The organism is Lacibacter sp. MH-610 (assembly GCF_045780045.1).
Classification (GTDB): Bacteria; Bacteroidota; Bacteroidia; order Chitinophagales; family Chitinophagaceae; genus Lacibacter.
This window is the reverse complement of sequence record NZ_CP116002.1, coordinates 1,316,035-1,342,289: the sequence shown is the minus strand read 5'-3', so window position 1 is coordinate 1,342,289 and position 26,255 is coordinate 1,316,035. Positions and strand designations below refer to the sequence as shown.

The window sequence follows — 26,255 nt, the reverse complement described above, 5'->3', positions numbered from 1 at the left end:
AGCTTACTGTAAACTGATGTTGATCTGTAAACCTGCTCTTGTATTTACTACCGGTGGTGGTGTTGCAATATAACCGATCACACGGCTCTGCTCCATAAACAAACGCATACGGATGCGGTTGTTCAACACATAGTCAATGGAGGGATTGATGTTTAATATTTTTTGCCCGCCGGTGGGGATGGTATTCCGCTGATCAAGAATATTATTGGCAATGGCATTATCCCTGTAGGTAAGATCAAAACGGAAACTGATATCATTCTCCAGTGTTTTGGAATCCTTTTTTGTGAATGGCACTTTAAACGGCAGCTTTAATCCACGTTTGCGCCAGCCCATTCCGAAAGTAATATCCACACTACGTACTTCGCTCACCTGGAAATCCACCAAACTTAAACTGATAGTACGGCTGCGTCCGTAATCGAGTTTAAAGTTGAGTTGATTAGTCATTTGCACATCAATACCAATCAATGGTTGAAAACGCTCACTGATGGTCACGTTCGGTACAATGAAATAAGGCACAAAGTTTTTAGAAATCGTATCCTGGAACGATGGGAATCCTAACCCCAGCTGATCTGCATACAACAAAGCAGATGTAAAATTATTCATGCTGAGATTACTGTTATAACTATGGGTGATTGAAAAATTCGTAAAGATATTTTCAAGCCCCGGCAGTCTTGATAACCCATTATACGTTAAACGCCAGTTAGGCTTTGGAATATAACGGCGGAACGGATTATCGTTGATACGTTTATTGTCCTGTCCTACTAATGCCACTTTCTCCGGATCCTGGTTGGTATAAGCAGCAATGAATGCAGGTATTAATACATCCTGTGCATAACGTCCATATCCTTTGTAAAAGTTATCAGTGTTCACCTGTCCGCCCGTATATGGATTGACAGTGCCTAAACGACGGGATAAAATCTGGCGGTACTGTTCAAACTGTAAAAATGTTTCACCCGGTGTGGTAGCCGAAAACTTTCGGAACATGGTTTGGTACGAGATAAACGTAATTTCAAATCCGCCACCTGCATAAGGATTCAGATTTGCAAACTTGCCGGAACCCGTTGTGTCTTTAAATAAGCTTGATGAGTTTTTGCTGAACGAACGGCTGAGATTCAAATCAACTGTAAAATCACGGAAGGGTTCTACGGTTGCTTCCAGTTTTAACTCTTCACGGTAACTCTGTGTAAAGAGGAAATTAAAATTTGTATCCCTCGTCATCCAACCTTTATTCGCTGCACGGTTCAGCCATTCAACATCAGGCTGTCGTCCAAAAACAAAATCCAATCCCGGCGCTCTTGATCTCCAGTTTTGACCAATGTACTGTGTACTGTCAGTATAACCCGGCAAACGGGAATTGAAGGATTGTGTGTAATTGATGTTTACAGTTTTGATAGCTGTAAGCAGCTTACCTGCAAACTTTAAAGCGGGTGCCGGCTCTACCTGTATGCCCTGATCTTTCTTAGCTTCCAAACGATTTAATCTTCTGAATAAACGGGCAACAAATTTCTTACTCTTACCAACTGTATCTTTTGGATTGAATTGAATATTAGGTGATGCTAACTGCGGCGCCTGGTTTTTATCTGTTTGTACATCCAGTGAACGGAGGAATTTAGATTTTGCATACAAACGCATAAAATCCAATTGACCTGTAAAGATGCGTTGCTGCGAATTTTCAACCGTATTACCTAAGTTAATAGCTAACCTCGACGCTCCTATCCAGTTATAAGTGGTTGCATAGTTGAAACGTGCAGTAGTCCAGTCAAGCGCCGGAATTTTTGCCAACGGAAAATTATAAGATGCATTGGCTGTTTGTTTGTAAATAACATTACGGCCACCACGCAACAGGTTTTTTCTTACTGAATCTTTTTTGGCTGCATCATCAATACGACCAAAAGGTTCATCAATACGGGCATTATTAGTTGCAGAGAAATCGACGTTGAGTGAACGTGTTAAATCCCAACGCATGTTGTAAACACGATCAAACACATAATACTTGTCGTAGGTTTCAGGTATTTTAAACGGACTGGGCGGCACACCCGGAATCTGTACTTCTCTTGCACGTGCAGCACCAAACTGACGGTTGATATCAGCACGGAAACTCAAAAGACTTGGACGATAGTTAATATTAAAGTCTTTAAGAATATTCCACCAGGGGCTTCTGTACTTAATCAGCTTTTTAAAGGGCTCAATATATTTTGGCTGTGGTGCATAATTGTACCCAAGACCTGCATAATATTTTTCAACCACATCACTTTCAATGAGCGGATTACGGCGTTCTGTTTTGGTATAAGAACCACTCACATCAAAGTTGCTGATATCATACACTTTAGGTGTTTTAGTACTGGTTCTGTTCTTGCGCATGTTGGTGATGTTCACCGTTGTGATACCTACAAAATCCTGCGCCAGTTGTTTGAGTGAATCTTTATTATTAGAATTATTGAGTTTGTCTTTGAACTTCACATCCTGGTCATACGGATCGTACTCAGGATTCATCACTGTTTGTGAATAGCTGGCATAAAAAGGTATATCAATGGCTGCTTTCTTAGGCAACAGCTTTCCTAACTGCAGATTGGTGGCAATATCAAACTGTGAAAAATCTTCCCGGCTGCGTTCATTTACTCTTTGTTCAATAGTACCAAATCCTTGTGTACGTACCGCACCGGATACACTGATGGTTCCTAAATCAGCCAGTTGAATATCCATTCTGCCCACACCGGCCCAGCCACCTTTTTCATCCAGGCCGCTTAAACGCAATTCATTAACCCACACTTCTGCACAAACATTGGAGTTACCATCACCTTTATTATTTTCAACACCTACTAAGAAACCTTTTACTTCACCCAGGTTAGGATTACCCATCACTGCCCAGCGGATACCGTTACCACGGTTTTCAGTGTACAATGTATTTACGCTTCCTGATCTTCTCAATTTAAAACGGATGAGCTCTTCCAGGTTCAGATCAAATTCATTTTGTGCAGGCCATACAATCGTATCTTTTAAAAGACTTCCCCAACGGGTTACTTTTAACGGCATCCGCACTTCATAAAAGTTATTAATAAAGTCAGTACCAAAACGAATAACAGCAATCACATTTCCATCCTGTAACTGATCTGCTCTGCCGGCACTTTCTGCATGCATAAACATACGTACACGCTTGTACTGACGCAGATCGTGGTTGAGTGTTTTAAATACAGCACGGCTGTCACCATCCTGCAGGTTACATACCTGCATGCTGAGTGATTGTTCATTCTGTAAAAGGTTAACACCATTATTACTTAACTGTTGTACCCTTTCAATACCGGGAGGAATTACATAGTTAACGGGAACACGGCGGTCATTTTCTTCTACATTTACAGCAGTTACATTAAAGGATGTAAGGTTCTGATTTTGTACCTGTGTGTATTGTCCTGTAGAATCCAAACCATATGTAAACGTACGCCACATGTTACGCACCAGTTCCAGTTTTCCGAAACGCACTACAAGCGAATCCTCAAACCCGGTCATAAACATCCGCATAAAACGAATACTCTTGAAGTCGGGAATATTACCCACTTTCAACTGGTACTGACGGATCGGAATGCGGAAGAGATACCATGTTTCTACACGTGTGTTACCATTAGCAAGATTCACCGTTACATCTCTTCTGTCGGCAATATAGTTTTGTCCCACCTGCATCACGGCATCATTTTTAGGACGCAGTTCCATTACGTATTGAAAATATTCTTCCACTTCATTTAATGTGTTATCACGGTTGAGATCTTCATTATCCGGATAAAGTGAAGAGGCCGAAGTAAACGATTGGTTATTGGTTGAAACCGGGCTGTTACCCTGCGGATTATTAAACTCTTTATATCGGTTCAATATAGAAATAGTAGGGGCATCATATTGTTCATCACGAAAATGAATGTAATTATCACTGCTGGGATCAGCATTGAGCCGTTGAAATGCTGCACCTGTGCCATAGTTGGTGCGGTAGAGATTAATGAAATTATTCCGAAAACTCCGTTCATCATCATCCGTAAAACCATCAAAGCCCACATCCTGCTGCGGACGTTCTTCAGGAATATTACTGAAGGCCTGTGCAATCTGGATGGGGTTGCGTGGCACACGGCTCCAGGTACTGGTATCTTCCCTCGCAGGTGTTTGTGATGTACTCAATCCGTTTTCATAAAAACGTCTTCCGTCTTTTAAAATATCTTCTGAAATGTTACCAAGGTTAAAATACATCTGTCCGCCGGTACTGGTTGGATTCAGAATAAACGGATCCTGTATCCACATTTCAATAAACTCAATATTGTTGGTTTCAAAATCAATCTGGTCAATGGCACGCATAATACCGCCCCATCTTCTTCTGGGGTTCAGCAGTTTGCCATTAGTACCATTAATACTGCCCGGTCTTGCATCATAGTTATAAGGACCACGATCTGTTGGATAAAACGCAAGATCAAAAGTGATGAGTTGATTCTGCCCTAAATCAGGTGTGGCCTGCGGAAACACTTCAACCCTGTTTACAAAACGAACACGTGGATCACTTAACTCGTTCAGATTATTACTGTACGGATTATTAGGACTGCGGCGCTCCTGCAATACAGGTTCAATATTATACCAGGCTAGTTTAGCACGGTTATAACCATAATCCAGTTGGTTTATCAAACCTGCTTCCGGAAACAACTCCGTACCAAAACGATCTCTTGATTGATAAGGTGTAGATGCAAGCGTCCAGGCAATAAACGGAAAACGAAGATCAATACCATTACGGGTACCTTCAAAATCATCAAGGTACACCAAACCACCGCCGCCTTTTTCCGGGCGAATCTGCCGTGCTGTACTTGGAAATATACGGGCACCCTCGCCGTACAAATTGATTGTTGAAACCTGTTTGGTAGAATAAAACGGAAGTGCATCCAGCCACCTGGTTAAGCGGCGCCAGTCACTCCGGAAATTAATATCACCACCAATCATAGTATTGCGGATGGGATCATCGCCGTAATTCATTTTGGTAAAGAAGGGGCGTTCACCCAAACGCATCACGGCAGCACCAATGGTAAGTTGTTTCGTCTGGCGTTCAATTAAACGGTAATCCAGGCGCAGGGCCATGAAGTTTCTGTTTTGATTACCAAACGTTGCGTTATTTTCAAAACCTACACTTACAGGAATACCTGCGTTAATGATTGCCTGGTTAATGATTTTAACGGTGCCGAGATTATAATCCACCACATAATCTACGTTCTCCTGTAAGCGGTTACCACCAGCCGTTACTGAAACACTGCCGGGAGTTACATTGAATGCACCTAAAGAAATTTCATTGCTGGCACCGGCACTTCTTGAAGCACCACGCATTACAAAACGATTGAGCTGTGGCGATTGCTGTGCTACCCAGCGGATGGAATCATACAAGGGATAGAATAAATACTTCTGCCGCAGTTGTGTGGAATCAGGACCACGGAAAATATAATTGAGATCAGCGCCAAAAGGTTCCAGCAAGGGAAACACGATCCGGCTTTGAGAGGATATAACGGTAAAGCCTTCCACATAATCAAACACGCCATCCTGCTGCGGATCGTTTTGATTATTGAGCCGGTCAAGATTCACCAGTTCAAGAATGGGTCTGCCTTTTTCTTCACCTTCAGGAATATATCTTTTTTCACCACCGCCCGGTTCCTGGTAAAGAATATTGAGTTTAAAATCTTTCCGCTCCAGTTGTCCGTAGCCAACAGAATACACGTTCTTCATCATCAAATCCCAAATGGGCAATACAGGACGTTGCGATGTTGCTTTCAGCATTTTCAGGAACAGTACTTTTTGTGTGCCTGAATTATTGGCGGTAGTATCCGGTGTTACATCGTTAGAAAATTCACCCACCTGGTAAACTCTTCCATTAACGGTGTATTGAAAGGCTACACCCAGCACTTCATCCGGCTGCAGTGTTGTATTGAGTGAAAGAAAACCGATCTGTGAATTGAAATAATATTCTTCAGGACGAAGCTTACGGGCAAACGTGCGTTCAAAATCCTGCACAGGTTGTAAACCGAATGTGGTTAAGCGGTTTGTTACTAATGAACCATCTCTCGCCTGCGGATCGTTTTGAATACGACTGTACAGATCATTGGCATTGTTCTGCGGAAAATCAGTGCCGGTTAAAGAAATTACGTTTGAATTATAAGGTTGATTTTCACCCAGGTCCATCAAGGCTACCACATTTCTGTTTTCAGTGGTAGAGCCGGTACGATTGGTAACCCAAACTTCCATTCTCAAAATCTGCACCGGCGATGTTACGGCCGGCAGGTTCTTCATATTTTTATTATAATTCTTACGGAAGTACTGTGCAATGAGGAAGTGACGGTTTTCTTCATACTCATCTGCTTTTATCTGGAACTGCTGCAAACCGGTTCCTCCCTGTGCCTGTGTTTGCTGGCGGCTGGAGTTTTGATTCGCCAGTACCGTGGTCACAAATAATTTTCCAAACTGCAGTTCTGTTTTAATACCAAACAAGGTAGAAGCGCCGGGCATTAAGGTACCCCTTGCAGGAAAAGAAACGTTCCCCGCTTCAATACGTTTAATGATCTGATCACTGCTGCCGGTGTAATCCAGTTTTAACTGGTTTTCAAATTGAAAGTTGGCTAATGTATTGTAAGTAACAGGGAAATTTAATTTATCGCCAATCTTGGCATTTAACCCAAAATTGGCCTGCATATCAAAATCAAAACCACCATTACGGCGGGCACGCTCCGGAAGAGTGGGGTTTTTAATATTCTGACCAATATATCCTGCTGTGAGCGTTACATTACCCTGGGGTCTTATTTCAACTTTCGGCACACCGGTATTACTGAACAAGCGGTTAAAATAACTTTCACGGATGTTGAGTTTGGGATCCTGGATGCGTCGGTTCAGGTTTAATGTGGTATTAAGCCTGCGTTGAAAATACTCCTGCTCCTGCTGACGTGTTTTATACGCCACCATTTCATCAAAAGTGAGATAGGTGGGTTTGCGGTACCAACTGCGACCGATTTTTTCGTAGATGTAATAACGTTTGGTTGCGGGATCATACACTATGGAGTCGCTGATGTTGCCCGGCTTATTGAGATCAAAAGGATTATTTGCTTTAGGATAGTTGAAGGCATCGCCTCTTCTGTCCTGCAATGGATATTTTAATGGAACACCGGAAGGAATGGAATCTTTAACCGGCGAAGGGGTTGCAAAGCCGATTTGTGCTGCACATAACAGCAACAAAGACGCCATGGCTTTTTTAGCAAATATGGTGTAATGCAACGGGGTCAAAGTCTCAGCCAATCAGGTTTTGGTTTTACAAACATTTCAATGCTGCTTTTATCAGTTCTTCCAGCTGGGTCAGATTAGTGCCTGATTGCCTTGCTTTTTTGATCGCTGATTCGGCCGCATTCCTGGCAATACCTAAAGCGGTTAATGCAGTTAACGCTTCCTGCTCTAAAGTATTGTGATTCAGTGTAGAAATATTCCCATCGGCGGAGGTTTTCGAAATTTTATCTTTGAGTTCCAGCACAATACGCTGGGCGGTTTTTTTTCCTATGCCTTTAACGCTTTCCAGCAGGGTTTCATTGCCTGAAAGAACAGCATTAATTACTTCTCCCGGTTGAAGTGAAGATAACATCACCCTGGCTGTCGCTGCCCCTACTCCGGAAACACTGATCAACTGTTGAAATACGTCTTTTTCTGAACGCTCAAAAAAACCATACAGCACATGTGCATCTTCACGGATAATGAGGTGGGTATGGAGCATCCCTTCCGTAAGGTTTTGAATTTTGGAGTAAGTATTTAAACTCACCTGTACTTCATAGCCAACTCCCTGGCATTCAACATAAACAACTGTTGGCGTTTTAAGCGTAAAATTTCCTTTAAGGTATGCGAGCATAGAGCGAAAATAACAGAAAAAGAAATAGACACCTATTAGCAATGTGAAGCCGCTACCACCGTATCATCAGCTCATAGGAGCAAATCCTGTATTTTTGCACCCTTCAAACCAATCAGCATTCATGAATACTCCTACTACTGCCGCCATTACTGCTGTTGCAGGATGGGTTCCCGAAGACAGGCTTACCAATTTTGATCTTGAGAAAATGGTGGATACTAATGACGAATGGATCCGCACCCGTACCGGAATTGAGGAACGTAGAATTTTAAAGGGCGAAGGCCTGGCCACTTCTGATATGGTAGCGCCTGCCGTTTTGGAATTATGTAAAAAAAGAGGAATTACTCCACTGGATATCGACTGTTTAATTGTAGCTACCGTTACACCGGATATGGTGTTTCCTTCCACAGCCAATATTGTGTGTGATAAAATAGGTGCTACTAATGCCTGGGGCTTTGACCTGGCGGCAGCCTGCAGCGGTTTTTTGTTTGCACTTACTACCGGTGCTACCTATATTGAAAGCGGACGTTATAAAAAAGTGGTAGTGGTAGGCGCTGATAAAATGAGTGCTATCATTGATTATACCGATCGTAACACCTGTATATTGTTTGGCGATGGTGCTGCCTGTGTATTACTGGAACCCAACAATGAAGGATACGGTGTTAAAGACAGTATTTTAAGAACTGATGGAAGCGGCCGCCCATTCCTGCACATGAAAGCAGGCGGAAGCTGGAAGCCGGCCAGTATGGAAACGGTAGCCAACCGGGAGCATTTTGCTTACCAGGAAGGACAAAGTGTTTTCAAGTTTGCAGTGAAAGGTATGGCAGATGTAAGTGCAGAGTTGATGGAACGCAACAACCTGAAAGCAGAAGATGTAGCATGGCTGGTTCCGCACCAGGCAAACCTGCGTATTATTGATGCTACAGCCAACCGTATGGGATTGCCCAAAGAAAAAGTAATGATCAATATTTCCAAATACGGTAACACTACGGCAGCTACTATTCCACTTTGTTTGTGGGAATGGGAAAACCAGTTGAAGAAGGGAGATAATGTTGTGCTGGCTGCTTTTGGTGGTGGTTTTACTTGGGGCGCCACATGGATAAAGTGGGCCTATGATGGCAAGTAGTAAGTACCAATAACGAAATACGAAGTTGAAGCGGTTGTGAAAGCAATCGCTTTTTTTTGAACAGCAGCGTTAAAACTTAAATGATTAAAAAAACAAACTATAGTTCTGCGTTTAGTTTTTTAAAAGCATTAAAACTATTGATGCTTTTGCAAGTGTTTTTTACGGGCTCCAGAGCTCAGCCCCATTTATTCGACAGCATCTTTCTTACTCCATCACAAATCAACTATTACGTTTCAGCCCTCGCACATGATTCCATGCAAGGCCGTGCTACAGGAACAGACGGTATGATGAAAGCGGCCCATTTTATTGCGCAGCAGATGAAAGCCATCGGCTTACAACCTGTAAAAACCAACGATGGATATTTTCACAACTATGGAAAACTCAGTTATTGGGACAAACATGAAGCAATCAATGTAATTGGTGCCATCCCCGGCAGCAGCAAACCGGATGAACTTGTTATATTTTCTGCCCACTATGATCATATCGGAAAAATTAAAAGCAAGAAAGATTCAGTATTTAATGGTGCAAATGACAATGCCAGCGGTACAGCACTGCTCCTTCAGCTCGCCTCCTACTTTGTGCAAACAAAACCGGAACGAACGATTTTATTTATTGCTTTCAGCGGTGAAGAATTAGGCTTGAAAGGATCAGAAGAGTTTGCAGCCTCCATTGATGAAGACAAAGTACGTGCAGTGATTAATTTTGATATGGTGGGTCGTTCGCCCAAAAAAATTATTTATATGTCAGGTACAGAATATGGTGATGTGCAAAGTGTAATGAACAAAGAGCTCTTTACTGTAAACAAAGAAAAATTCGGTAAAAATTATTTGAAAGGGAATGCACCGGTTGTACAGTTTTTTTCAAGAAGTGATAACTACCCTTTCGCATTAAAAGGGATTCCCGCACACACTATTTCAGCAACACCTGATAATGACAGACACTACCATCAACTGAGTGATGAAACTGCAACACTTGATTTTGAGTTGATGATCGAATTGGCAAAAACAATCTTCATTGCCACACAGCCCATTGTAAACGGTACAGTAAAGCTGCGAAGAATAAGAGTGGATTAACTAAAACAAACCTGTCACTCTACCCGTTTCATCAATATCAATCTTTTCAGCGCTTGGTTCTGCAGGCAAGCCGGGCATCCGCATCACATCACCCAGCAAAGGAATGACAAAACCGGCACCGGCTGCAAATTCAAATTCACGAACAGTAACAATGAAGTTCTCCGGTCTTCCACGTTTGCTTTCATCATCACTGAAACTCCGTGGTGTTTTAGCAATACAAACAGGCATATGATCAAAACCAAGTGCTTTGATTTTCTTCAACTGTGTTTTGGCTTTGGGTGTGTACTCAACCGCATTAGCCCCATAAATTTTTGATGCGATGTTTTGAATTTTTTCTTCAATACTTGTATCCCATTTATACAATGGATGAAAATGACTTTCCTTTTTGTTGATGGATGTAGCCACTGCTCCTGCTAATGCGGCACAACCTTTACCACCATCTGCCCACGCATCAGCCACTATTGCTTCAATACCCATGCTTCTGCACTCGTTTTGTATGAGTTGTATTTCTGCATCGCTGTCGTGCACAAAATGATTGATAGCAACCACAGGACGCATTCCAAACAATTGCAGATTTTCAATATGTTTGCGTAAGTTGGGCAATCCTTTTTCTACCCTTTCAACGGATGGTGTATTCCATTCTTCTTTCAAAGCACCTCCATGATAACGCAATGCTTTTACCGTAACAACTAACACCACCGCTTCCGGTTGTAAACCTGATGAAGCACATTTGATATCAAAGAATTTTTCGGCACCAAGATCGGCACCAAAGCCTGCTTCAGTAACTACATAGTCGCCCAAACTCAAACCCATCTTTGTTGCAAGGATGGTATTGGTACCCTGAGCAATACTTGCAAACGGACCACCATGCAGGATGGCTGCATTGCCTTCCAGTGTTTGCACCAGGTTAGGCTTGATGGCATCTTTGAGCAATACCGCCATCGCTCCTACTGCATGTAAGTCTCTTGCAAATACAGGTTGATTGTCATAAGTAAAGCCAATGAAAATATTACCGAGCCGTTGTTTTAAATCATTCATGTCTTTACTCATGCACAGTATGGCCATGATTTCTGAGGCGGGTGTGATATTAAACCCATCCTGCCTTGGCATTCCATCACCGGTGCCACCTAAACCAATAATGATGTTGCGGAGTGCACGGTCATTCATATCAATCACACGTTTCCACACAATAGTGCGTGGATCAAGGTTGAGTGAACGTGTTTTGCTTTGCAGGTTATTATCAATCAAAGCTGCCAATAAATTATTAGCTTTTTCAATAGCAGAAAAATCACCCGTGAAATGCAAGTTGATATCTTCCATGGGAATCACCTGGCTATAACCACCACCTGCCGCACCACCTTTTACTCCAAACACAGGACCGAGTGATGGCTCTCGTAAAACAGCAATCGCTTTTTTACCGATATGATTCAACCCATCCGTCAATCCGATAGAGATGGTTGTTTTTCCTTCGCCTAAGGGTGTTGGTGTGATGGCGGTAACAAGAATCAGATGATGTTGTTGGATGGTTTCTTCATTAATTAAATGCAGTGGAAGTTTGGCTTTATGCTTTCCGTAATACTCCAGGTCTTCTTCTTTTACACCCAAAGAAGCTGCAATTTTTTTGATATGACGGATGGGTGATGATTGAGCGATTTCAATATCACTCATGAGTTGTTGTTGCATGGCGTTGAATTAGAACCCTGCAACTTAAAACGAAGATGCTGTAAGGGGAATGACGGGAATCAGCACCGCAATTGATTACAAAACTTCAACGGCGGCACTTACCTGATCTTCCTGTACCAATGAATAAAATCGGTTGAAGGAATTTCAGTGGAGCCCAGTTCCCGCATCATGGTTACCAGTTGGCCACGATGATAGGTGCCATGATTGAACAAATGATGCACTACCTGCCATACACCTGATGTAAAGGCTTCTCCTTTTAGATTTTTATAATGAAATTCATTTTGCAGCTGTTCTTCCGTGACACGGTTCATCCAACTACTCCATTCCCGGCTTTGGTTCAATAAGCCGTTCACTGCTTCTTTCATAGTCGGATTAAACTCTTTACCGGGGATCAGCAGTTGTGCATGACCTTCCATACGCTGCCACCAGATGCTTTCTGCATCCCACATGTGCAGCACCGTAGCATATAAATTAGGAAAACTGCTTTTTACAATCTGCTGATGCGTGTGTTCCTCCATTTCAAGAATGGCATCGGTTATGGTTTGATTGGCCCATACATTAAAGGCCGCATAATTCTGCAAAAGCTGTAGCATAAATTCTGTTTAACAATGAAATTAAGAAATTCACCATTTATACAAATACTTCTTTCTGCAGCATTTAAACATACAAGTTTGCTTACATTTATTCCTCAATAAGGTAAGATGGAACTTTCTACTCAACTCATACATACAAGTAATGTGAAACACGAAAGCGGGGCGGTAACTCCACCGATTGTACTTTCTACCACATTTGAACGGGGCGAAGATGGGCTCTCGTTTCCTGAGGGATATATTTATTCACGCTATGATAATCCTAACCGTCATTCACTGGAACAAAAGCTGGCTTTGATGGAAAACAGCGCTGCCTGCATCAGCTTTTCATCAGGACTGGCGGCGGCCACTGCTGTTTTTCAAAGTTTGAAATCAGGTGATCATATTGTGTTACCGGATGATGCGTATTTCTCCATGTATTCGATATTGGATCATCTGTTTGTCAACTTCGGTCTTACGTATTCAAGAGTGGATTTGACGAACCTGGAGCAACTGCAGGCTTCTATTCAACCAGCTACAAAATTGATCTGGATGGAAACACCTTCCAATCCGTTATTGAAAGTAACCGATATTGAAGCAGTTGTTGCCATTGCAAAACAACACAACTGTTTTACACTGGTGGATAATACATGGGCCACTCCCTATTACACACAACCTTTGGAAATGGGTGTGGATATTGTACTGCATTCTACTACCAAATACCTCGGTGGTCATAGTGATATACTTGGCGGTGCCCTTATGTTCAGGGAAACCAATGAACGCTACGAGTTCATAAAAAATGTTCAGAAATACGGAGGTGCTGTACCATCACCTTATGACTGCTGGTTGTTGTGCCGCAGTCTTACAACCTTTACTGCACGCATGACAGTACATTCAAACAATGCTCTGCAGTTAGCTCAATACTTAGAACAACATCCTAAGATTGAAAAGGTGTTATACCCGGGTCTTGCTTCACACCCGCAACATACAGTAGCAAAAAAACAAATGAAGAATGGCTACAGCGGTATGCTTTCGATACTGGTGAAAGGAAACAGAGCGGATGTGTTGAAACTGGCAGGTCAGTTACAATTGTTTGCACATGCCACCAGTTTAGGCGGTGTGGAAAGTTTGGTAGAACATCGAAAATCAGTGGAAGGCGATGCTTCACCAACACCTGATAATTTATTAAGAGTATCAGTAGGATTAGAACATATTAACGACCTGGTTGCTGATTTTGAACAGGCGTTACAATCGGTTTGACGCCCTCGTCATACAGATTCGTTTTTTCAATTATTACATATAAGTCATCCGACGAGGGCGTCAGATGATAAAACCGAAAGCAATGAGAAAATTTTTCTTCTTCCTGTTTGCCATCACATTAGTGCAAACAGCAACAGCTCAAACAACTGACAAGCGCCTGGCCGGGCTCGACACCTTCATTAATCGAATGCTCAAAGAATGGCATGTTGCCGGTGTAACTGTTGCCGTGGTTGAAAAAAATAAAGTATTGCTGGCAAAAGGTTATGGTTATAAAGATTATGAAAACAAAATACCTGTTACGGAGAACACTTTGTTTGCCATTGGCAGTTGTACCAAAGCATTTACATCGGCCTTACTTTCTTTTCCTATGAAAGATGGCAAATTGGACCTGGATAAACCTGTTCATTCTTATTTACCTGAATTGCGTTTCATAAAAGATGAAATGACGAACTCCATTACTGCACGTGATATGATGTGCCACCGTACCGGCTTACCCCGTCATGACCTTGCGTGGTACAGTGCAAAAACGAGGAGAGACAGTTTACTTTATGCCATTCGTTATTTTGAACCAAGTGCTCCGCTTCGTCAATTATGGCAGTATAATAATTTCATGTTCTTAGCACAAGGTGTACTTGCTGAAAAACTAAGCAATAAAACCTGGGAAGAACTTATCAGAGAAAAATTCTTTTCACCGCTGGGTATGAACGCCAGTAATACCAGCATGAACGATCATCAAAAAGCTCCTGATTTTTCTTTAGGCTATCGTGAAGAAGAAGGAAAGATTCTGAAGATGAAGTTTATGAATATTGATGCGATGGGTCCTGCAGGCTCTATCAACTCCAATGCAAAAGACATGGCTAACTGGGTGATGATGTGGATTAACGGTGGCAAATTCAATGGCAAAGAAATCGTTCCTGCCATGTACTACAACCAGGCTGTCAGTTCACAAATGATCATCAGCAGCGGGCTGCCTACCAAAGAACAACCTGATGTATTTTTCAGTAATTATGGTCTTGGATGGTTCCTGGCCAATTATCGTGGACATTACCGGGTAGAACACGGTGGTAATATTGATGGTTTCAGCACGAGCACCTCTTTTTTCCCTACGGATAGTATTGGTGTTTTTATTTCTGTTAATCAAAATGGCTCTCCTCTTCCTGCCATTATACGCAATACCATTGTTGACCGGATGCTAGGTTTAAAATTCCGTGACTGGCATCAGCTGCGTAAAACGGATGTTGAAAAACAAAAAGCTGCTGCTAAAGATCTAGTAAAGAAAGACAGCGCCCAGCAAAAAAAAGGAACCCGGCCTTCGCATTCCATAGTTGATTATACAGGTGTGTACAAGAATGATGGTTACGGTGCTATAACGATTTTCCAGGATAAAGATTCACTGAAAGGAAATTATAACGGTTTAAAATTTAAACTCAATCACTATCATTTTGATTATTTCAATTTTGCGTTTGCAGCCGACGAAGCAGATATTGATGAAGAAAACGCCATGAAAGGTTTGTTTACCATTAATGTAAAAGGTGAAATTGAATCCCTGAAACTTCCATTGGAAGGTGCAGTAGAACCAATCGAGTTTAAAAAAGAAGTGATTGCCATTGATGTGAAGAAAGAAGATCTGGAAAAACTGGTGGGCGAGTATGAACTAAGCGGTGCAATTGTAAAAGTGTATCTGCGGGGCGAAAAGACGTTGATGGTATTAGTGCCCGGTCAGCCGGATTATGAAATGGTGCCGGTAAAAGAAAACATTTTCAACTTTAAAGCATTGAGCGGTTACAGTGTGCAGTTTGAAAAAGATGAAAAAGGAAATGTAACCTCGATGAGTTTTATACAACCGAATGGAACGTTTAAAGCAACAAGAAAGAAATAACAATGTCAGACGCCCTCGTCTGACGAATAAAAGTAAAACGTATAAATTAAAATTAAACCCGTCCGACGAGGGCGTCTGACGGAGCGTACTACTCCACTATGAGCATTCAAATCAGAAGAGCCGTAAAAGAAGATTGTGCCCGGTTATTAGAATTAGTAAAAGAACTGGCGCTGTACGAAAAAGCACCACAGGAAGTAACAGTTACAATAGAACATTTTGAAGAAAGCGGCTTTGGAAAAAATCCTGTTTGGTGGGCATTTGTTGCAGAAGAAGATGGATTGATTCTTGGCTTTGCATTGTATTACATCCGCTATTCTACATGGAAAGGACAGCGAATGTATCTTGAAGATATACTTGTTACTGAAAGTGCAAGAGGCAAAGGCATTGGCAAATTATTGATGGATCAATTGATTGTAGAAGCGAAAGAACGAAAGCTAAATGGTATTGTGTGGCAGGTATTGGAGTGGAATGAACCTGCTATTAACTTCTACAAAAAATACAATGCCAGCTTTGATCCTGAATGGGTGAATTGCAGTATCGCTGTTTAAGGCACAAGAAATACAGAAAGAAACAAGGCACAAGATCTAAACTTGTGCCTTGTTTCTTTATTCTTGTATCTTATATATTTCAACTCACTCCATCCACCATCATCTCTTTATTAATTTTCTGTACCAAACCCTGCAACACTTTTCCGGGGCCAACTTCTGTAAACTTCACTGCACCATCAGCAATCATAGCCTGTACACTTTGTGTCCACCGCACAGCACCTGTAAGTTGGTCAATTAAGTTTTGTTTGATATCATCTTTATTAAACACCGCTTTAGCTGCTACATTCTGATAGATATAACATTGCGGGTCATAAAAATTCGTTGCTTCAATTTTTGCTTTCAGTTCTTCACGGGCAGGCTGCATCAATGGACTGTGAAATGCACCTCCCACCGGTAACACCAAGGCACGCTTGGCTCCTGCTGCTTTCATACGTTCACAGGCAATATCAATTCCTTTTAAAGAACCGCTGATCACCAACTGGCCGGGACAATTATAATTGGCAGGTACCACCACTTCACCAGTTTCATCACTCACCTGTTTGCAGATTTCTTCCACCTTATCATCAGCCAAAGCAAGTACAGCAGCCATGGTTGAAGGTTGAATTTCACAGGCTTTCTGCATAGCCTGTGCACGTACACTCACCAGTTGCAATGCATCTTCAAAACTCAAAACGCCATTGGCCACCAGGGCACTGAACTCGCCTAATGAATGTCCGGCCACCATATCAGGTTTTGCATTCTCAATACTTTTATACGCTATTACTGAGTGCAGGAAAACAGCAGGCTGCGTAACATTGGTTTGCCGTAAATCCTCATCACTGCCTTCAAACATAATATCTGAAATACGAAAGCCAAGAATTTCATTCGCCTGTTCAAACAAACGTTTGGCGCTGGCATTGTTTTCATACAACTCCTTACCCATTCCCTTAAACTGAGAACCCTGGCCTGGAAATACAAATGCGTGTTTCATGAAATTGTTTATTAGTTTACTGGTTTTTTGATTTCCTGTTAATTTCTGTGTTTCTGAGATTCGTTCGGAGAACTTTTAAATAACCATTTAGTTTTTTGTGAATCACCTGCAAGTCCTCAATCAACTCATCGTGTTGCGAAGATGAAATTAAATTTCTGTTTTTTGCTTTGCGCAACCAGTTTTTATTTTCCAGAATGGAGCCACGGCTATAAAAGCAGAATTTGATGTTTTCTTTAATAAAAAAACGACCATAGCCTTCAGAAATATTTGACGATATTGAATCAGCAGCATCTGTCCACTGTCTTCCTAAACCATTTTTCGGAAACGGATCCCATTTCTCAACAATAAACCAGATTTTATCACTATAAGTTTGAGAAAGATTGTATACTTCTAAGTCGTCAAGGTTGTACATAAGTATGGCTTTGATTGGAAGGATGTTCTAAAATAATAAACATTCCGAAACCAATAAACAAAGAAACCAATTCTCAACTCAACCTGGAACCAATCAGTTTTAAAAACTCACTCCGTGTGGCCTGCTTTTGAAATTCGCCATAAAATGCTGAGGTTGTTGTTACACTGTTTTGCTTTTGCACACCACGCATCATCATACATAAATGCTGTGCTTCAATAACTACTGCAACACCAACAGGATTGAGAGATTCCTTCATTGCTTCCAGAATTTGTGTAGTTAAACGTTCCTGCACCTGTAATCTTCTTGCATACACATCCACTACCCTTGCAACTTTACTTAAACCGGTAATCCATCCGTTAGGTATATAGGCTATATGTGCTTTACCAAAAAAAGGTAACATGTGATGCTCACACATACTGTAAAGCTCAATATCTTTTACAACAATCATTTCACTTACTTCTTCATGAAACTTCGCACTTTCAATAATGGCTTTTGCATCCATTTGATAGCCCATTGTTAAATACTGCATAGCCTTTGCCACACGTTCAGGAGTTTTAAGCAATCCTTCACGCTCCGGATCTTCACCTAAATAACTCAATGCTTCCCGGTAATTTTTTATCAAACCGGTGGTTGATTGTTCGTCGTACTGTTCTGTTTTTTTATAAGCCATGATTAAATTTGAAAATTTGCTGATTAGAAAATTTGAAAACTAAAAAAGCCTTAAGCTTTCATTTATCAATTATTAAATGATCCGTTACACAGGGTATTCCACAAAATTCCTCGGTGTTTCATACAAGCGAACCTGCAAGTCCTTATCAGCATCAATATGCGGACGCAGAAGATTGTAAATAACAATCGCAATATTCTCCGCTGTAGGGTTCAATTGTTGAAACTCTGATGTATCCAGGTTGAGATTTTTATGATCAAAACGTGTATGCACTTCCCGTTTAATCAAATCACTCAGCCATTTTAAATCCAGTACATACCCCGTTTCCGGATCCGGTACGCCTATCACTTTTACTACCAGTTCGTAATTGTGACCGTGAAAAGATGGGTTATTGCATTTACCAAACACTGCATCATTCTGCTCCATACTCCACGCAGGATTGTATAGGCGGTGAGCAGCATTAAAATGCTCATGACGGTAAACGGCTACTTTTTGGCTCATAGTTGCTATAACAAATAAACTGATTCTTAAAGTTAGGAACTGTAAGGGGTATTACAATTGAAAAAGAAAGTTGCGAAGTATTGCCTGATCAAGGTTTGAACGCACATTTTCCGTTGCCATAGGAACCGGATGTACAAATATGCAACCCCGAAGTATTTTCATTTCAGGGTAAGCTAAAACATTGATGCAGGAAATTACAGATGGTATAACACCAACGAATTAAAAAAGTTTACCCGCCAAAATATTCTACATAAATACGTGGCGTTTCATACAACTTTACGCAGTGCAGAAAAACACCTTGCGGCAAATGGGGTTCCAGTTGTTTCCAGATTTCAACTGCCAGGTTCTCGGTACTGCACATTTTACCACGCATAAAATCTACATCCATGTTCAGATTCTTGTGATCGAGTTTGTCCACCGCATGCTCTTTCATGAGCTTGCTGAGCTTTTTCACATCAAACAGAAAACCTGTATCCGGATTTACCTCGCCTTTTATGGTAACAAATAATTCAAAGTTGTGGCCATGCCAGTTTTCGTTGGCACAAATACCAAACACCTCTTCATTCTTTTCTTTGCTCCAATTGGGATTAAAAAGCTTATGGGCTGCGTTAAAATGTTCCAGTCTTGTTAAGTAAACCATGCTTTACTTTTTTGCACCTTCACAGCAGTTGGGCGGAAGGCAAATGAACCTGCCTGAGATTAAGCAGGGCGCAAATGTAGGCAATTCCCGCCATTTGAACAGCATCTGATTTTGCTTTAATCTTGCATAAACTTTGCAAGGATGAATTGCCTGATAGTAGCTGCCACATCACTGGAAATAAAATCGTTTATCGCCCATTGCCGAACTACGGACAAACTAAATCATATAGATTTACAACTCGATTTCCTGATTACCGGTGTGGGTATGGTTCATACTACCTATGCGCTCTTGAAACATTTGCAGGTAAAACAACCGCATATTGTGGTAAATGCCGGTATTGCCGGTAGTTTTTCTGAAAAATATCCCCCGGGTTCTGTTGTGGTTGTGAAAGATGAACTGATAGCCGATCTGGGTGTTACCGAAAAAGACGGATATAAAGATGTATTTGATTTAAAACTGCAACCTGCTTCACAATTCCCGTTCACGAAAAAGAAACTCAGCAATCCGCACAAAGTACTTTTGCAACGTACAAAACTGCCAGTGGTTACCAGTGTTTCTGTGAACCAGATTACGACTTCAAAAAAAACAGCAACATTATATAGTGATAAATACAAGGCTGCCATTGAAAATATGGAAGGAGCTGCTGTTCATTATACCTGCCTGCGGGAAAATATTCCGTTTGTACAGATCAGAAGTATTTCCAACTATGTGGGCGACAGAAATAAAAAGAACTGGAAAATTAACGATGCTGTAAAGAATTTAAATACAGAATTGATACGGCTGGTTGAAAGTTTGTAGTTACATACGTAATAACGATTTATGAAACTTAGTTTAGGTTTTTCTCCTTGTCCCAACGATACATTCATCTTTGATGCATTAGTGAATCAGAAGATAGATACGGAAGGATTGGAGTTTGATGTGGTACTGGAAGATGTGCAAACCCTCAATGAATGGGCATTGAAAGGCAAGCTGGATATTTCTAAAATCAGCTATGGGGTTTATCCGTTGGTAATGGATCAACATTCGTTATTGAAAAGTGGCGGAGCGCTGGGTAAAGGTGTAGGGCCATTATTAATTACGAAGCACGAAGTACCAAGTACAAATGTTGAAGAACTTCAGCAGTTTGTAAATAATTCAAGCATTGCCATACCGGGTGTAAATACAACAGCACATTTTCTATTCTCACAGGCATTCCCTGCTGCGAAGAAAAAAAAATATATGGTGTTTCATGAAATTGAAGATGCGGTTATAAACGGCAAAGTGGACTGCGGCGTTATTATTCATGAAAACAGGTTTACGTATCAACAAAAAGGATTGTACAAATTAATTGATCTTGGTGCGTATTGGGAACAAAGTACAGGTTATCCCATACCGCTGGGTGGAATTGTAGCACATAAAAGAATTGATGCTGATATTTGTACAAAAGTTGACAGGCTGATTCGTAAAAGTTTGGAATTTGCATTTGCTAACTATCCACTGGTAACAGAATATGTAAAACAACACTCGCAGGAAATGAGTGAAGAAGTAATGCGGATGCATATTGATTTATATGTGAATAATTACAGTCTTGATTTGGGAACAGATGGAATGCAGGCCGTCAACAAGCTGTTAAACATATCTCAAAATCATTAAACAACTTAACCGGTTTTTAAAAGATTAATAGCTTAGCTGACCGTTAAACCAAACGCATGAGAAAAATACTACTGCTGTTTTCGTTTATGATTATCTCCGTTACAGCATTTACACAAATCAACCCTAAAAAAAGATTGAGCGTTTTTGTTGACTGCAGCAATATGTGGTGCGATCTTACTTATATACGAACAGAAATCACCGTTGTGGATTTTGTAATTGACCGGATTGCAGCCGATGTACATGTACTGCTCACGGCACAGGATATTGGCAGTGGCGGCGAACAGTTTCAACTGATTTTTTATGGGCTTAACCGCTTTGCCGGAACAAAAGATACGCTTCGGTTTGAAACACTGCCATTAACCACCGATGCAGAAGAAAGAGAGCTGGTTGTAAAATATCTGCAGGCCGGTTTAGCACCCTTTATTGCCAAAAGCGGATTTCTGAACGAACTAACAATTAACTCTAAAGCAAAGACAGATTCAACCGGAAAAAATCAACAGAGTAATCAAACTACAAAAGACAAATGGAATTACTGGGTTTTTCGTGCAGGAACCGATGGTAATTTCAGCTCTGATCAGAATTATAAATCGCAAAATCTTAATGGTCGGTTTTCTGCCAGCAGAGTTACAGATAAATCAAAACTCTTGTTCAGTGTTAATGGCGGAGAGAATCAGAATGTTTTTACGATAGGTACTGATAAATTGAAAGTAAAAAATCATAACATCAACTTTTCGCATACGTACGCTAAAAGCATCAATGAACACTGGACAGCAGGCTATGATCTTTCAGCATTTCAAAGTACATTCTCGAATATTAAATCACAATTTTACATCAGCCCCGGTATTGAGTACAACATTTTTCCTTACAAAAGTGTAAACACTAAGCTATTAACTATCCGTTACGGAGTTGATATAAGAAGGAATAGTTATTACGATACAACGATCTATAATAAAAAAGCAGAATGGCTGCCCGGTCAGAATATTTCTGCCAACTTATCGCTTAACCAAAAATGGGGTACAATTTCAGCAGGCATTACTTACCGCAACTTCTTTAATGACTGGAAGTTTTATAACATTTCATTCAATACATTCATGGATGTACGGCTCACCGGTAATCTTTCCTTTAATGTATATGCCTTCCCTTCCATAGTAAGAGACCAGGTATTCCTGCCTAAGGGCAACGCAACTGCAGATGATATTTTATCAAGAAGAAGGCAGTTGCAAACAAACTATAATTTCTTTATGGGATTTGGTATTACTTATCGCTTTGGAAGTATCCTCAATAACTTTGTAAACCCGAGATTTAATTCAGGGGGAGGAAACTTTTTTATTTTCAACTAAGTTCTTTTTCAAAGCCTTACTATATACTTCCAAACAGCGCTTGCGTGCATACTCATGCTCCACAATTGGTTTTACATAGTTGAATCCTTCAAACTCTGGCACCCACTGACGGATGTATTTCAACTGCGGATCAAACTTTTGTGTTTGTAAATAAGGATTAAAAATGCGGAAATAAGGCGCTGCATCACAACCACTGCCTGCTGCCCATTGCCAACCACCGTTATTAGCAGCCAGATCAAAATCAAGTAATTTTTTTGCAAAGTACGCTTCACCCCAGCGCCAGTCAATCAGTAAATGCTTACAAAGAAAGGAAGCAACAATCATACGTACACGGTTGTGCATGAATCCTGTTGCATTTAATTCCCGCATGCCGGCGTCAACAATGGGGTAACCGGTTTGCCCTTTACACCAGGCTTCAAAATCTTTTTCATTGTGCCGCCATTCAATAAAGTCATATTCTTTTTTAAATGCTTTGCCTTGTCCCACCTGCGGAAAGTTCCAGAGGATCATGTGATAAAAATCTCTCCAGATGAGTTCATTTAAAAAACTTTCATTTAAATCTTTGGTATGACGTGCCAGTTCCCGAATGCTGATGGTACCAAAACGCAAATGCACACTCAATCTGCTGGTACCTTTAATAGATGGTATATCTCTTTGTTCTTTATACTTCTTAATTAATTCATCTTTTACTTCTGTTGAAGGAAAAGCAGTACCTGTTGCTTTAAAACCCATCTGCTCCAATGACGGAACTGGTGTAGAAGATTGTTTGAAAAAATTGGAAAAGTAGTGTTCAGTTGGATAACTCTTTAAATAAAAATCATTGAGTTTGGCTTTCCATCTTTTGCTATAAGGAGTAAATACGGTGTAGGGTTTACCATCATCTTTTACCACTTCGTCTTTTTCAAAAATCACCTGGTCTTTATACGTATGAAACGCAGCACCGGCATTGTTCAACAGTTGACGAATGGCTTCATCTCTTTGTTGCGCATAAGGTTCATAATCCTGGTTAGTAAATACCTGTTTCACATCATATTGCTGCAGCAATTGTTGAAATACTTCAGCAGGGAAACCGTAATGCACATCCATACTGCTGCCGGTTTGCTGCAACTGCTGCTGCATAGTTGTAATGGCATGATGAATAAATTCAACCCTTTTGTCTGCTTTATCTTCCAGCAAATCAAGAATAGAACGGTCAAATATAAACAGCGGCAAAACGGGATGCTCCCCTTTCAATGCATGATACAGAGCTGCGTTATCATGTAATCGCAAATCACGTCGAAACCAGCAGATAGAGATTGATTGTTTGGGCATGCACTATTAACGAAACAGTGAAAAAAAAGTTCAGGATGATTCAAACAAGGGTTTGACAAATTCTTGAAAAAATTGAGCTGATTTTTGGAATTTGTATTTTTGCTCGCCCAAACGCTTTACCCAGCGGATACCATAAAAAGCATTGGTGAGAAAAATTTCATCTGCCTGTTGAAGATCCTGAACCGTATAAGCTCCCTCTTGTACAGATATACCCGTCTGTTGCATTTGCTCCAGCAGGTAACCACGCATAACACCTGCCACTGCCCCTTCAGATAAAGAAGGCGTATGAATTTGAGAACCGGAAACAAAGAAAAGATTAGCAATGGTGGTATCACAGATTCGTCCGTGTTGATTAAACACAAGAGCTTCATTCCATTTTTGTTGTTTGGCATATTGTGCAGCCACAGCATACAGCAAATAATTATTGCTTTTGAGATGGGAGAATGCATCACAGGTTTTTCTGCCATCTTCAAACACCCCTGTATCCAGGCCGTTTTCATTCATATAAAAATCCCCGTGCTCTAATGGCCAACATTGGATTAAATAATTAAATGAGGATGAGGGTGTTTCCCACAAACCGCCTTCTCCTTTAAATACAGTGATACGTATTCGGGAAGCATGCATTCCATTATTCCTGGCTGCAAGATGCAACACTTCTTCCAATAGTTTTTTTGAGGTAAAATGTTTCGGCAATTCAAAGTATAACGAAGGAAGTGATGTAGACAAACGGTGCCAATGCTTTTCCCATAGTGGAATTTTACCCCGGTGCAAACGCATGGTTTCAAACAACCCTTCTCCATAACGGAACGATCTGTTATCTGCCGGAATAACCGGCGCATCAGCTGCAAGAAGTTTACCGTTCAGATTTATTAGAAGCATTAGAGCAAAGTAAAAAGAAAAGGCGACACAAATGTATCGCCCTGCTGTTATCAGTTGGTTTTGGATGAATGTTATCCTTCGATAATATTATTTTTTACTGCATACAGAATTAAACCGGCAGTAGAACGGGCGCCGATTTTTGATTTGAGTTTGTCCCTGATAGCTTCTACCGTACGGGGGCTAAGATCAACAATATCAGCAATTTCTTTGGTACTTTTTTCTTCGCACATGAGTTTCAGAACGGTAATTTCTTTATCACTCAGTTTTACTTCGTGATTATAATTTCCTTCGCCCTGGCGCTTGGTACGCAGCCCGTCAATAAGTGCTTTATTCGTAAGCGCATTAAAGAAGTACTCCTGTTCATGACAGGTTTTAATGGCTTCATAAATCAATTCGCTATCAGAATTCTTGGTTAGGTAAGAGTTAGCACCCAACTCCATTAAACGGGTAATCATTGTGGGCTCATCATGCATGGTAAGCATAATGATTTTAATGTTGGGGTATAACTTTTTGACCTCGGGCAAAGTAGCAATCCCATCCATGATGGGCATTTGAACATCGAGCAGAATTACATCAGGCTGAATGCTTTTAAGCATATTGAGCAAGTGCATACCGTTATCAGCTTCAAAGAGGATTTTGATATCCTTTTTCATCCCTAAAGCTGTTTTAACGCCGGCTCTGTAAAGCACGTGATCGTCAGTAATGGCGACGTTGATGGTATCGGTCAAAGTAGTATTGGGTTTTGCGGTTTCCATTTGATACATAAAATATCTTTTTTTTCAGAGGATAGAGGATTATTTCGAATGCAAGTTGCTAATTATTTCGTTTTTTTTTTAGGTACAACTACCAAACTTTAAACTTGTGGTTTTTACGGTTACTCCAGCAATTTGTTGCGCATGCCATAAACTATCAAACCGGCGATGGTCTTGGCGCCTACCTTATTTTTCATGTTCTGCCGGATGGTTTCAATGGTTCTGGGGCTCAAAAACACGAGTTTTGAAATTTCTTCAGTGGTTTTGTCTTCAGCCAGGTATTTCAAAATCTGGAGTTCTTTTTCATTGAATTTTACGGGATTGGGATAAAACTGCCGAACCGTTTTTTTGTGGTTGAGTTTGAGTAATACCGCCTGGTTTACGAGGTCATTAAAATAAAAATCCTCGTTCATGCAGGTGAGAATGGCTTCGTAGATTTCGTTGGGATCAGTTGTTTTGGTGAGATAGGCATTAGCACCCATTTCCATCATTTTACTCACCATTTGCTGATCGTCATACATACTCAGTACCACAATTTTCAGGTCTTCGTATTCCTTACGTATCAACTGAAGGGCATTAATGCCATCCAATTCCGGCATCCTGATGTCTAATAATAACAGGTCCGGGCGTTTAATTTCAAGCTTATGCATCATTTCTTTGCCATCGGCAGCTTCCCAGGCAAGTTTTAAATGAGGTTTTCCGCCAAGCGCCATTTTAATTCCGTCACGGAAAATTTTATGGTCATCGGCAATCGCAAACTTGATTTGCATTTCAGTTGACATTGGCAGCTAATTTAGTTGGGTTAGTGCAAGATAATTAAGCAATTCCTATAAACAATAAGGAATCAGAAAATCACTTCGTAATATTACTAAATAAAAAGTACAAGTACTCAATTTGTGAATAATAAAGTAAAAGTTTACGCATTGCCTGTCAGAATTATAGTCCTTACTGATGGTGTAAAATGCCATTTATGTTCTTAAGCTCGTACTTCTACGAAGTTTAGTACCTTGTTCCAGGTAAATTCCGATTTGAAAAATTGGTCACAATTGCGATTGTATAATGAAAATGAGGCAACTATTTTTGCCTTGTACCGTTCATTGACATTGGTCAGATCAATATCCTGATGAA

General features: G+C 40.8%; 21 protein-coding genes. 8 read left to right on the top strand and 13 right to left on the bottom strand.

Annotated elements, in window-relative coordinates:
- Positions 1 to 3: 3 nt before the first annotated feature.
- The gene (sprA, locus tag PDL71_RS06100; RefSeq protein ID WP_407526781.1) at positions 4 to 7,278 is read right to left on the bottom strand and encodes a cell surface protein SprA; all 7,275 of its coding nucleotides are present in this window, start codon (positions 7,276 to 7,278) and stop codon (positions 4 to 6) included.
- A gap of 25 nt (positions 7,279 to 7,303) precedes the next feature.
- Positions 7,304 to 7,888, bottom strand: a complete 585-nt coding sequence (ruvA, locus tag PDL71_RS06095) for a Holliday junction branch migration protein RuvA (protein ID WP_407526778.1) — start codon at positions 7,886 to 7,888, stop codon at positions 7,304 to 7,306.
- Positions 7,889 to 8,009: 121 nt separating this feature from the next.
- On the opposite strand from ruvA, the gene PDL71_RS06090 reads away from it, so the two are divergent.
- Positions 8,010 to 9,011 carry a beta-ketoacyl-ACP synthase III gene (locus PDL71_RS06090; RefSeq protein ID WP_407526775.1) on the top strand — a complete coding sequence of 334 codons (1,002 nt, stop codon included), beginning with the start codon at positions 8,010 to 8,012 and terminating at the stop codon, positions 9,009 to 9,011.
- Positions 9,012 to 9,091: 80 nt separating this feature from the next.
- Positions 9,092 to 10,084, top strand: a complete 993-nt coding sequence (locus PDL71_RS06085; RefSeq protein WP_407526772.1) for a M28 family metallopeptidase — start codon at positions 9,092 to 9,094, stop codon at positions 10,082 to 10,084.
- On the opposite strand, the gene PDL71_RS06080 is transcribed toward PDL71_RS06085, so the two are convergent.
- Positions 10,085 to 11,767 (bottom strand): formate--tetrahydrofolate ligase, encoded by a 1,683-nt coding sequence (locus PDL71_RS06080; RefSeq protein WP_407526770.1) that lies wholly within the window; start codon positions 11,765 to 11,767, stop codon positions 10,085 to 10,087.
- Positions 11,768 to 11,865: 98 nt separating this feature from the next.
- A complete protein-coding gene (locus PDL71_RS06075) occupies positions 11,866 to 12,360 on the bottom strand; it encodes a DinB family protein (protein ID WP_407526767.1) in 495 nt (164 codons plus the stop codon).
- 108 nt (positions 12,361 to 12,468) lie between these two features.
- Between PDL71_RS06075 and PDL71_RS06070 the strand changes: the two genes are divergently transcribed.
- From PDL71_RS06070 to PDL71_RS06060, 3 genes are all read left to right on the top strand, one after another.
- Positions 12,469 to 13,596, top strand: a complete 1,128-nt coding sequence (locus tag PDL71_RS06070; protein ID WP_407526764.1) for a trans-sulfuration enzyme family protein — start codon at positions 12,469 to 12,471, stop codon at positions 13,594 to 13,596.
- Positions 13,597 to 13,678: 82 nt separating this feature from the next.
- Positions 13,679 to 15,475, top strand: a complete 1,797-nt coding sequence (locus tag PDL71_RS06065) for a serine hydrolase (RefSeq protein ID WP_407526762.1) — start codon at positions 13,679 to 13,681, stop codon at positions 15,473 to 15,475.
- 98 nt (positions 15,476 to 15,573) lie between these two features.
- On the top strand, positions 15,574 to 16,023 hold the full coding sequence (locus tag PDL71_RS06060) for a GNAT family N-acetyltransferase (RefSeq protein ID WP_407526759.1): 450 nt from the start codon (positions 15,574 to 15,576) through the stop codon (positions 16,021 to 16,023).
- A gap of 79 nt (positions 16,024 to 16,102) precedes the next feature.
- Here the strand turns inward: PDL71_RS06060 and fabD are convergent, their stop codons facing one another.
- The 5 genes from fabD to PDL71_RS06035 all read right to left on the bottom strand — a co-directional run bounded on the left by fabD (position 16,103) and on the right by PDL71_RS06035 (position 19,213).
- A complete protein-coding gene (fabD, locus tag PDL71_RS06055) occupies positions 16,103 to 16,993 on the bottom strand; it encodes an ACP S-malonyltransferase (RefSeq protein ID WP_407526756.1) in 891 nt (296 codons plus the stop codon).
- Between the two features lie 16 nt (positions 16,994 to 17,009).
- Positions 17,010 to 17,405, bottom strand: coding sequence for a four helix bundle protein (locus tag PDL71_RS06050; protein WP_407526753.1), 396 nt, complete (start codon positions 17,403 to 17,405; stop codon positions 17,010 to 17,012).
- Positions 17,406 to 17,478: 73 nt separating this feature from the next.
- The gene (gene folE, locus PDL71_RS06045; protein ID WP_407526750.1) at positions 17,479 to 18,075 is read right to left on the bottom strand and encodes a GTP cyclohydrolase I FolE; all 597 of its coding nucleotides are present in this window, start codon (positions 18,073 to 18,075) and stop codon (positions 17,479 to 17,481) included.
- Between the two features lie 84 nt (positions 18,076 to 18,159).
- Positions 18,160 to 18,573 carry a 6-pyruvoyl trahydropterin synthase family protein gene (locus tag PDL71_RS06040; protein ID WP_407526747.1) on the bottom strand — a complete coding sequence of 138 codons (414 nt, stop codon included), beginning with the start codon at positions 18,571 to 18,573 and terminating at the stop codon, positions 18,160 to 18,162.
- 229 nt (positions 18,574 to 18,802) lie between these two features.
- Positions 18,803 to 19,213 (bottom strand): 6-pyruvoyl trahydropterin synthase family protein, encoded by a 411-nt coding sequence (locus PDL71_RS06035; protein WP_407526744.1) that lies wholly within the window; start codon positions 19,211 to 19,213, stop codon positions 18,803 to 18,805.
- A 141-nt stretch (positions 19,214 to 19,354) separates the two neighbouring features.
- Here PDL71_RS06035 and mqnB point away from each other — a divergent pair, with 141 nt between their 5' ends.
- From mqnB to PDL71_RS06020, 3 genes are read left to right on the top strand one after another with little or no spacing between them, the layout of a single operon-like run.
- The gene (mqnB, locus tag PDL71_RS06030) at positions 19,355 to 20,011 is read left to right on the top strand and encodes a futalosine hydrolase (RefSeq protein ID WP_407526741.1); all 657 of its coding nucleotides are present in this window, start codon (positions 19,355 to 19,357) and stop codon (positions 20,009 to 20,011) included.
- A gap of 21 nt (positions 20,012 to 20,032) precedes the next feature.
- Entirely contained in the window at positions 20,033 to 20,845 is an 813-nt protein-coding gene (locus PDL71_RS06025; RefSeq protein ID WP_407526738.1) for a 1,4-dihydroxy-6-naphthoate synthase, read from the top strand.
- Between the two features lie 56 nt (positions 20,846 to 20,901).
- A complete protein-coding gene (locus tag PDL71_RS06020) occupies positions 20,902 to 22,185 on the top strand; it encodes a hypothetical protein (RefSeq protein ID WP_407526735.1) in 1,284 nt (427 codons plus the stop codon).
- Here PDL71_RS06020 and PDL71_RS06015 read toward each other — a convergent pair.
- The 4 genes from PDL71_RS06015 to PDL71_RS06000 form a co-directional block, all read right to left on the bottom strand.
- Positions 22,153 to 23,496, bottom strand: a complete 1,344-nt coding sequence (locus tag PDL71_RS06015) for a cryptochrome/photolyase family protein (RefSeq protein ID WP_407526732.1) — start codon at positions 23,494 to 23,496, stop codon at positions 22,153 to 22,155. The two genes, PDL71_RS06020 and PDL71_RS06015, sit on opposite strands and share 33 nt — an antisense overlap.
- 30 nt (positions 23,497 to 23,526) lie before the next feature.
- Positions 23,527 to 24,375 (bottom strand): aminotransferase class IV, encoded by an 849-nt coding sequence (locus tag PDL71_RS06010; RefSeq protein WP_407526729.1) that lies wholly within the window; start codon positions 24,373 to 24,375, stop codon positions 23,527 to 23,529.
- Between the two features lie 71 nt (positions 24,376 to 24,446).
- Positions 24,447 to 25,139, bottom strand: coding sequence for a response regulator (locus PDL71_RS06005; protein ID WP_407526726.1), 693 nt, complete (start codon positions 25,137 to 25,139; stop codon positions 24,447 to 24,449).
- A 110-nt stretch (positions 25,140 to 25,249) separates the two neighbouring features.
- Entirely contained in the window at positions 25,250 to 25,909 is a 660-nt protein-coding gene (locus PDL71_RS06000) for a response regulator (protein WP_407526723.1), read from the bottom strand.
- Positions 25,910 to 26,255 lie beyond the last annotated feature (346 nt).

Bases quoted from the DNA above. Each gene is read 5' to 3' on its own strand.
- ruvA (WP_407526778.1), bottom strand. From the start codon at position 7,888: ATGCTCGCATACCTTAAAGGAAATTTTACGCTTAAAACGCCAACAGTT.
- PDL71_RS06090 (WP_407526775.1), top strand. From the start codon at position 8,010: ATGAATACTCCTACTACTGCCGCCATTACTGCTGTTGCAGGATGGGTT.
- PDL71_RS06085 (WP_407526772.1), top strand. From the start codon at position 9,092: ATGATTAAAAAAACAAACTATAGTTCTGCGTTTAGTTTTTTAAAAGCA.
- PDL71_RS06080 (WP_407526770.1), bottom strand. From the start codon at position 11,767: ATGCAACAACAACTCATGAGTGATATTGAAATCGCTCAATCATCACCC.
- PDL71_RS06075 (WP_407526767.1), bottom strand. From the start codon at position 12,360: ATGCTACAGCTTTTGCAGAATTATGCGGCCTTTAATGTATGGGCCAAT.
- PDL71_RS06070 (WP_407526764.1), top strand. From the start codon at position 12,469: ATGGAACTTTCTACTCAACTCATACATACAAGTAATGTGAAACACGAA.
- PDL71_RS06065 (WP_407526762.1), top strand. From the start codon at position 13,679: ATGAGAAAATTTTTCTTCTTCCTGTTTGCCATCACATTAGTGCAAACA.
- PDL71_RS06060 (WP_407526759.1), top strand. From the start codon at position 15,574: ATGAGCATTCAAATCAGAAGAGCCGTAAAAGAAGATTGTGCCCGGTTA.
- fabD (WP_407526756.1), bottom strand. From the start codon at position 16,993: ATGAAACACGCATTTGTATTTCCAGGCCAGGGTTCTCAGTTTAAGGGA.
- PDL71_RS06050 (WP_407526753.1), bottom strand. From the start codon at position 17,405: ATGTACAACCTTGACGACTTAGAAGTATACAATCTTTCTCAAACTTAT.
- folE (WP_407526750.1), bottom strand. From the start codon at position 18,075: ATGGCTTATAAAAAAACAGAACAGTACGACGAACAATCAACCACCGGT.
- PDL71_RS06040 (WP_407526747.1), bottom strand. From the start codon at position 18,573: ATGAGCCAAAAAGTAGCCGTTTACCGTCATGAGCATTTTAATGCTGCT.
- PDL71_RS06035 (WP_407526744.1), bottom strand. From the start codon at position 19,213: ATGGTTTACTTAACAAGACTGGAACATTTTAACGCAGCCCATAAGCTT.
- mqnB (WP_407526741.1), top strand. From the start codon at position 19,355: ATGAATTGCCTGATAGTAGCTGCCACATCACTGGAAATAAAATCGTTT.
- PDL71_RS06025 (WP_407526738.1), top strand. From the start codon at position 20,033: ATGAAACTTAGTTTAGGTTTTTCTCCTTGTCCCAACGATACATTCATC.
- PDL71_RS06020 (WP_407526735.1), top strand. From the start codon at position 20,902: ATGAGAAAAATACTACTGCTGTTTTCGTTTATGATTATCTCCGTTACA.
- PDL71_RS06015 (WP_407526732.1), bottom strand. From the start codon at position 23,496: ATGCCCAAACAATCAATCTCTATCTGCTGGTTTCGACGTGATTTGCGA.
- PDL71_RS06010 (WP_407526729.1), bottom strand. From the start codon at position 24,375: ATGCTTCTAATAAATCTGAACGGTAAACTTCTTGCAGCTGATGCGCCG.
- PDL71_RS06005 (WP_407526726.1), bottom strand. From the start codon at position 25,139: ATGTATCAAATGGAAACCGCAAAACCCAATACTACTTTGACCGATACC.
- PDL71_RS06000 (WP_407526723.1), bottom strand. From the start codon at position 25,909: ATGTCAACTGAAATGCAAATCAAGTTTGCGATTGCCGATGACCATAAA.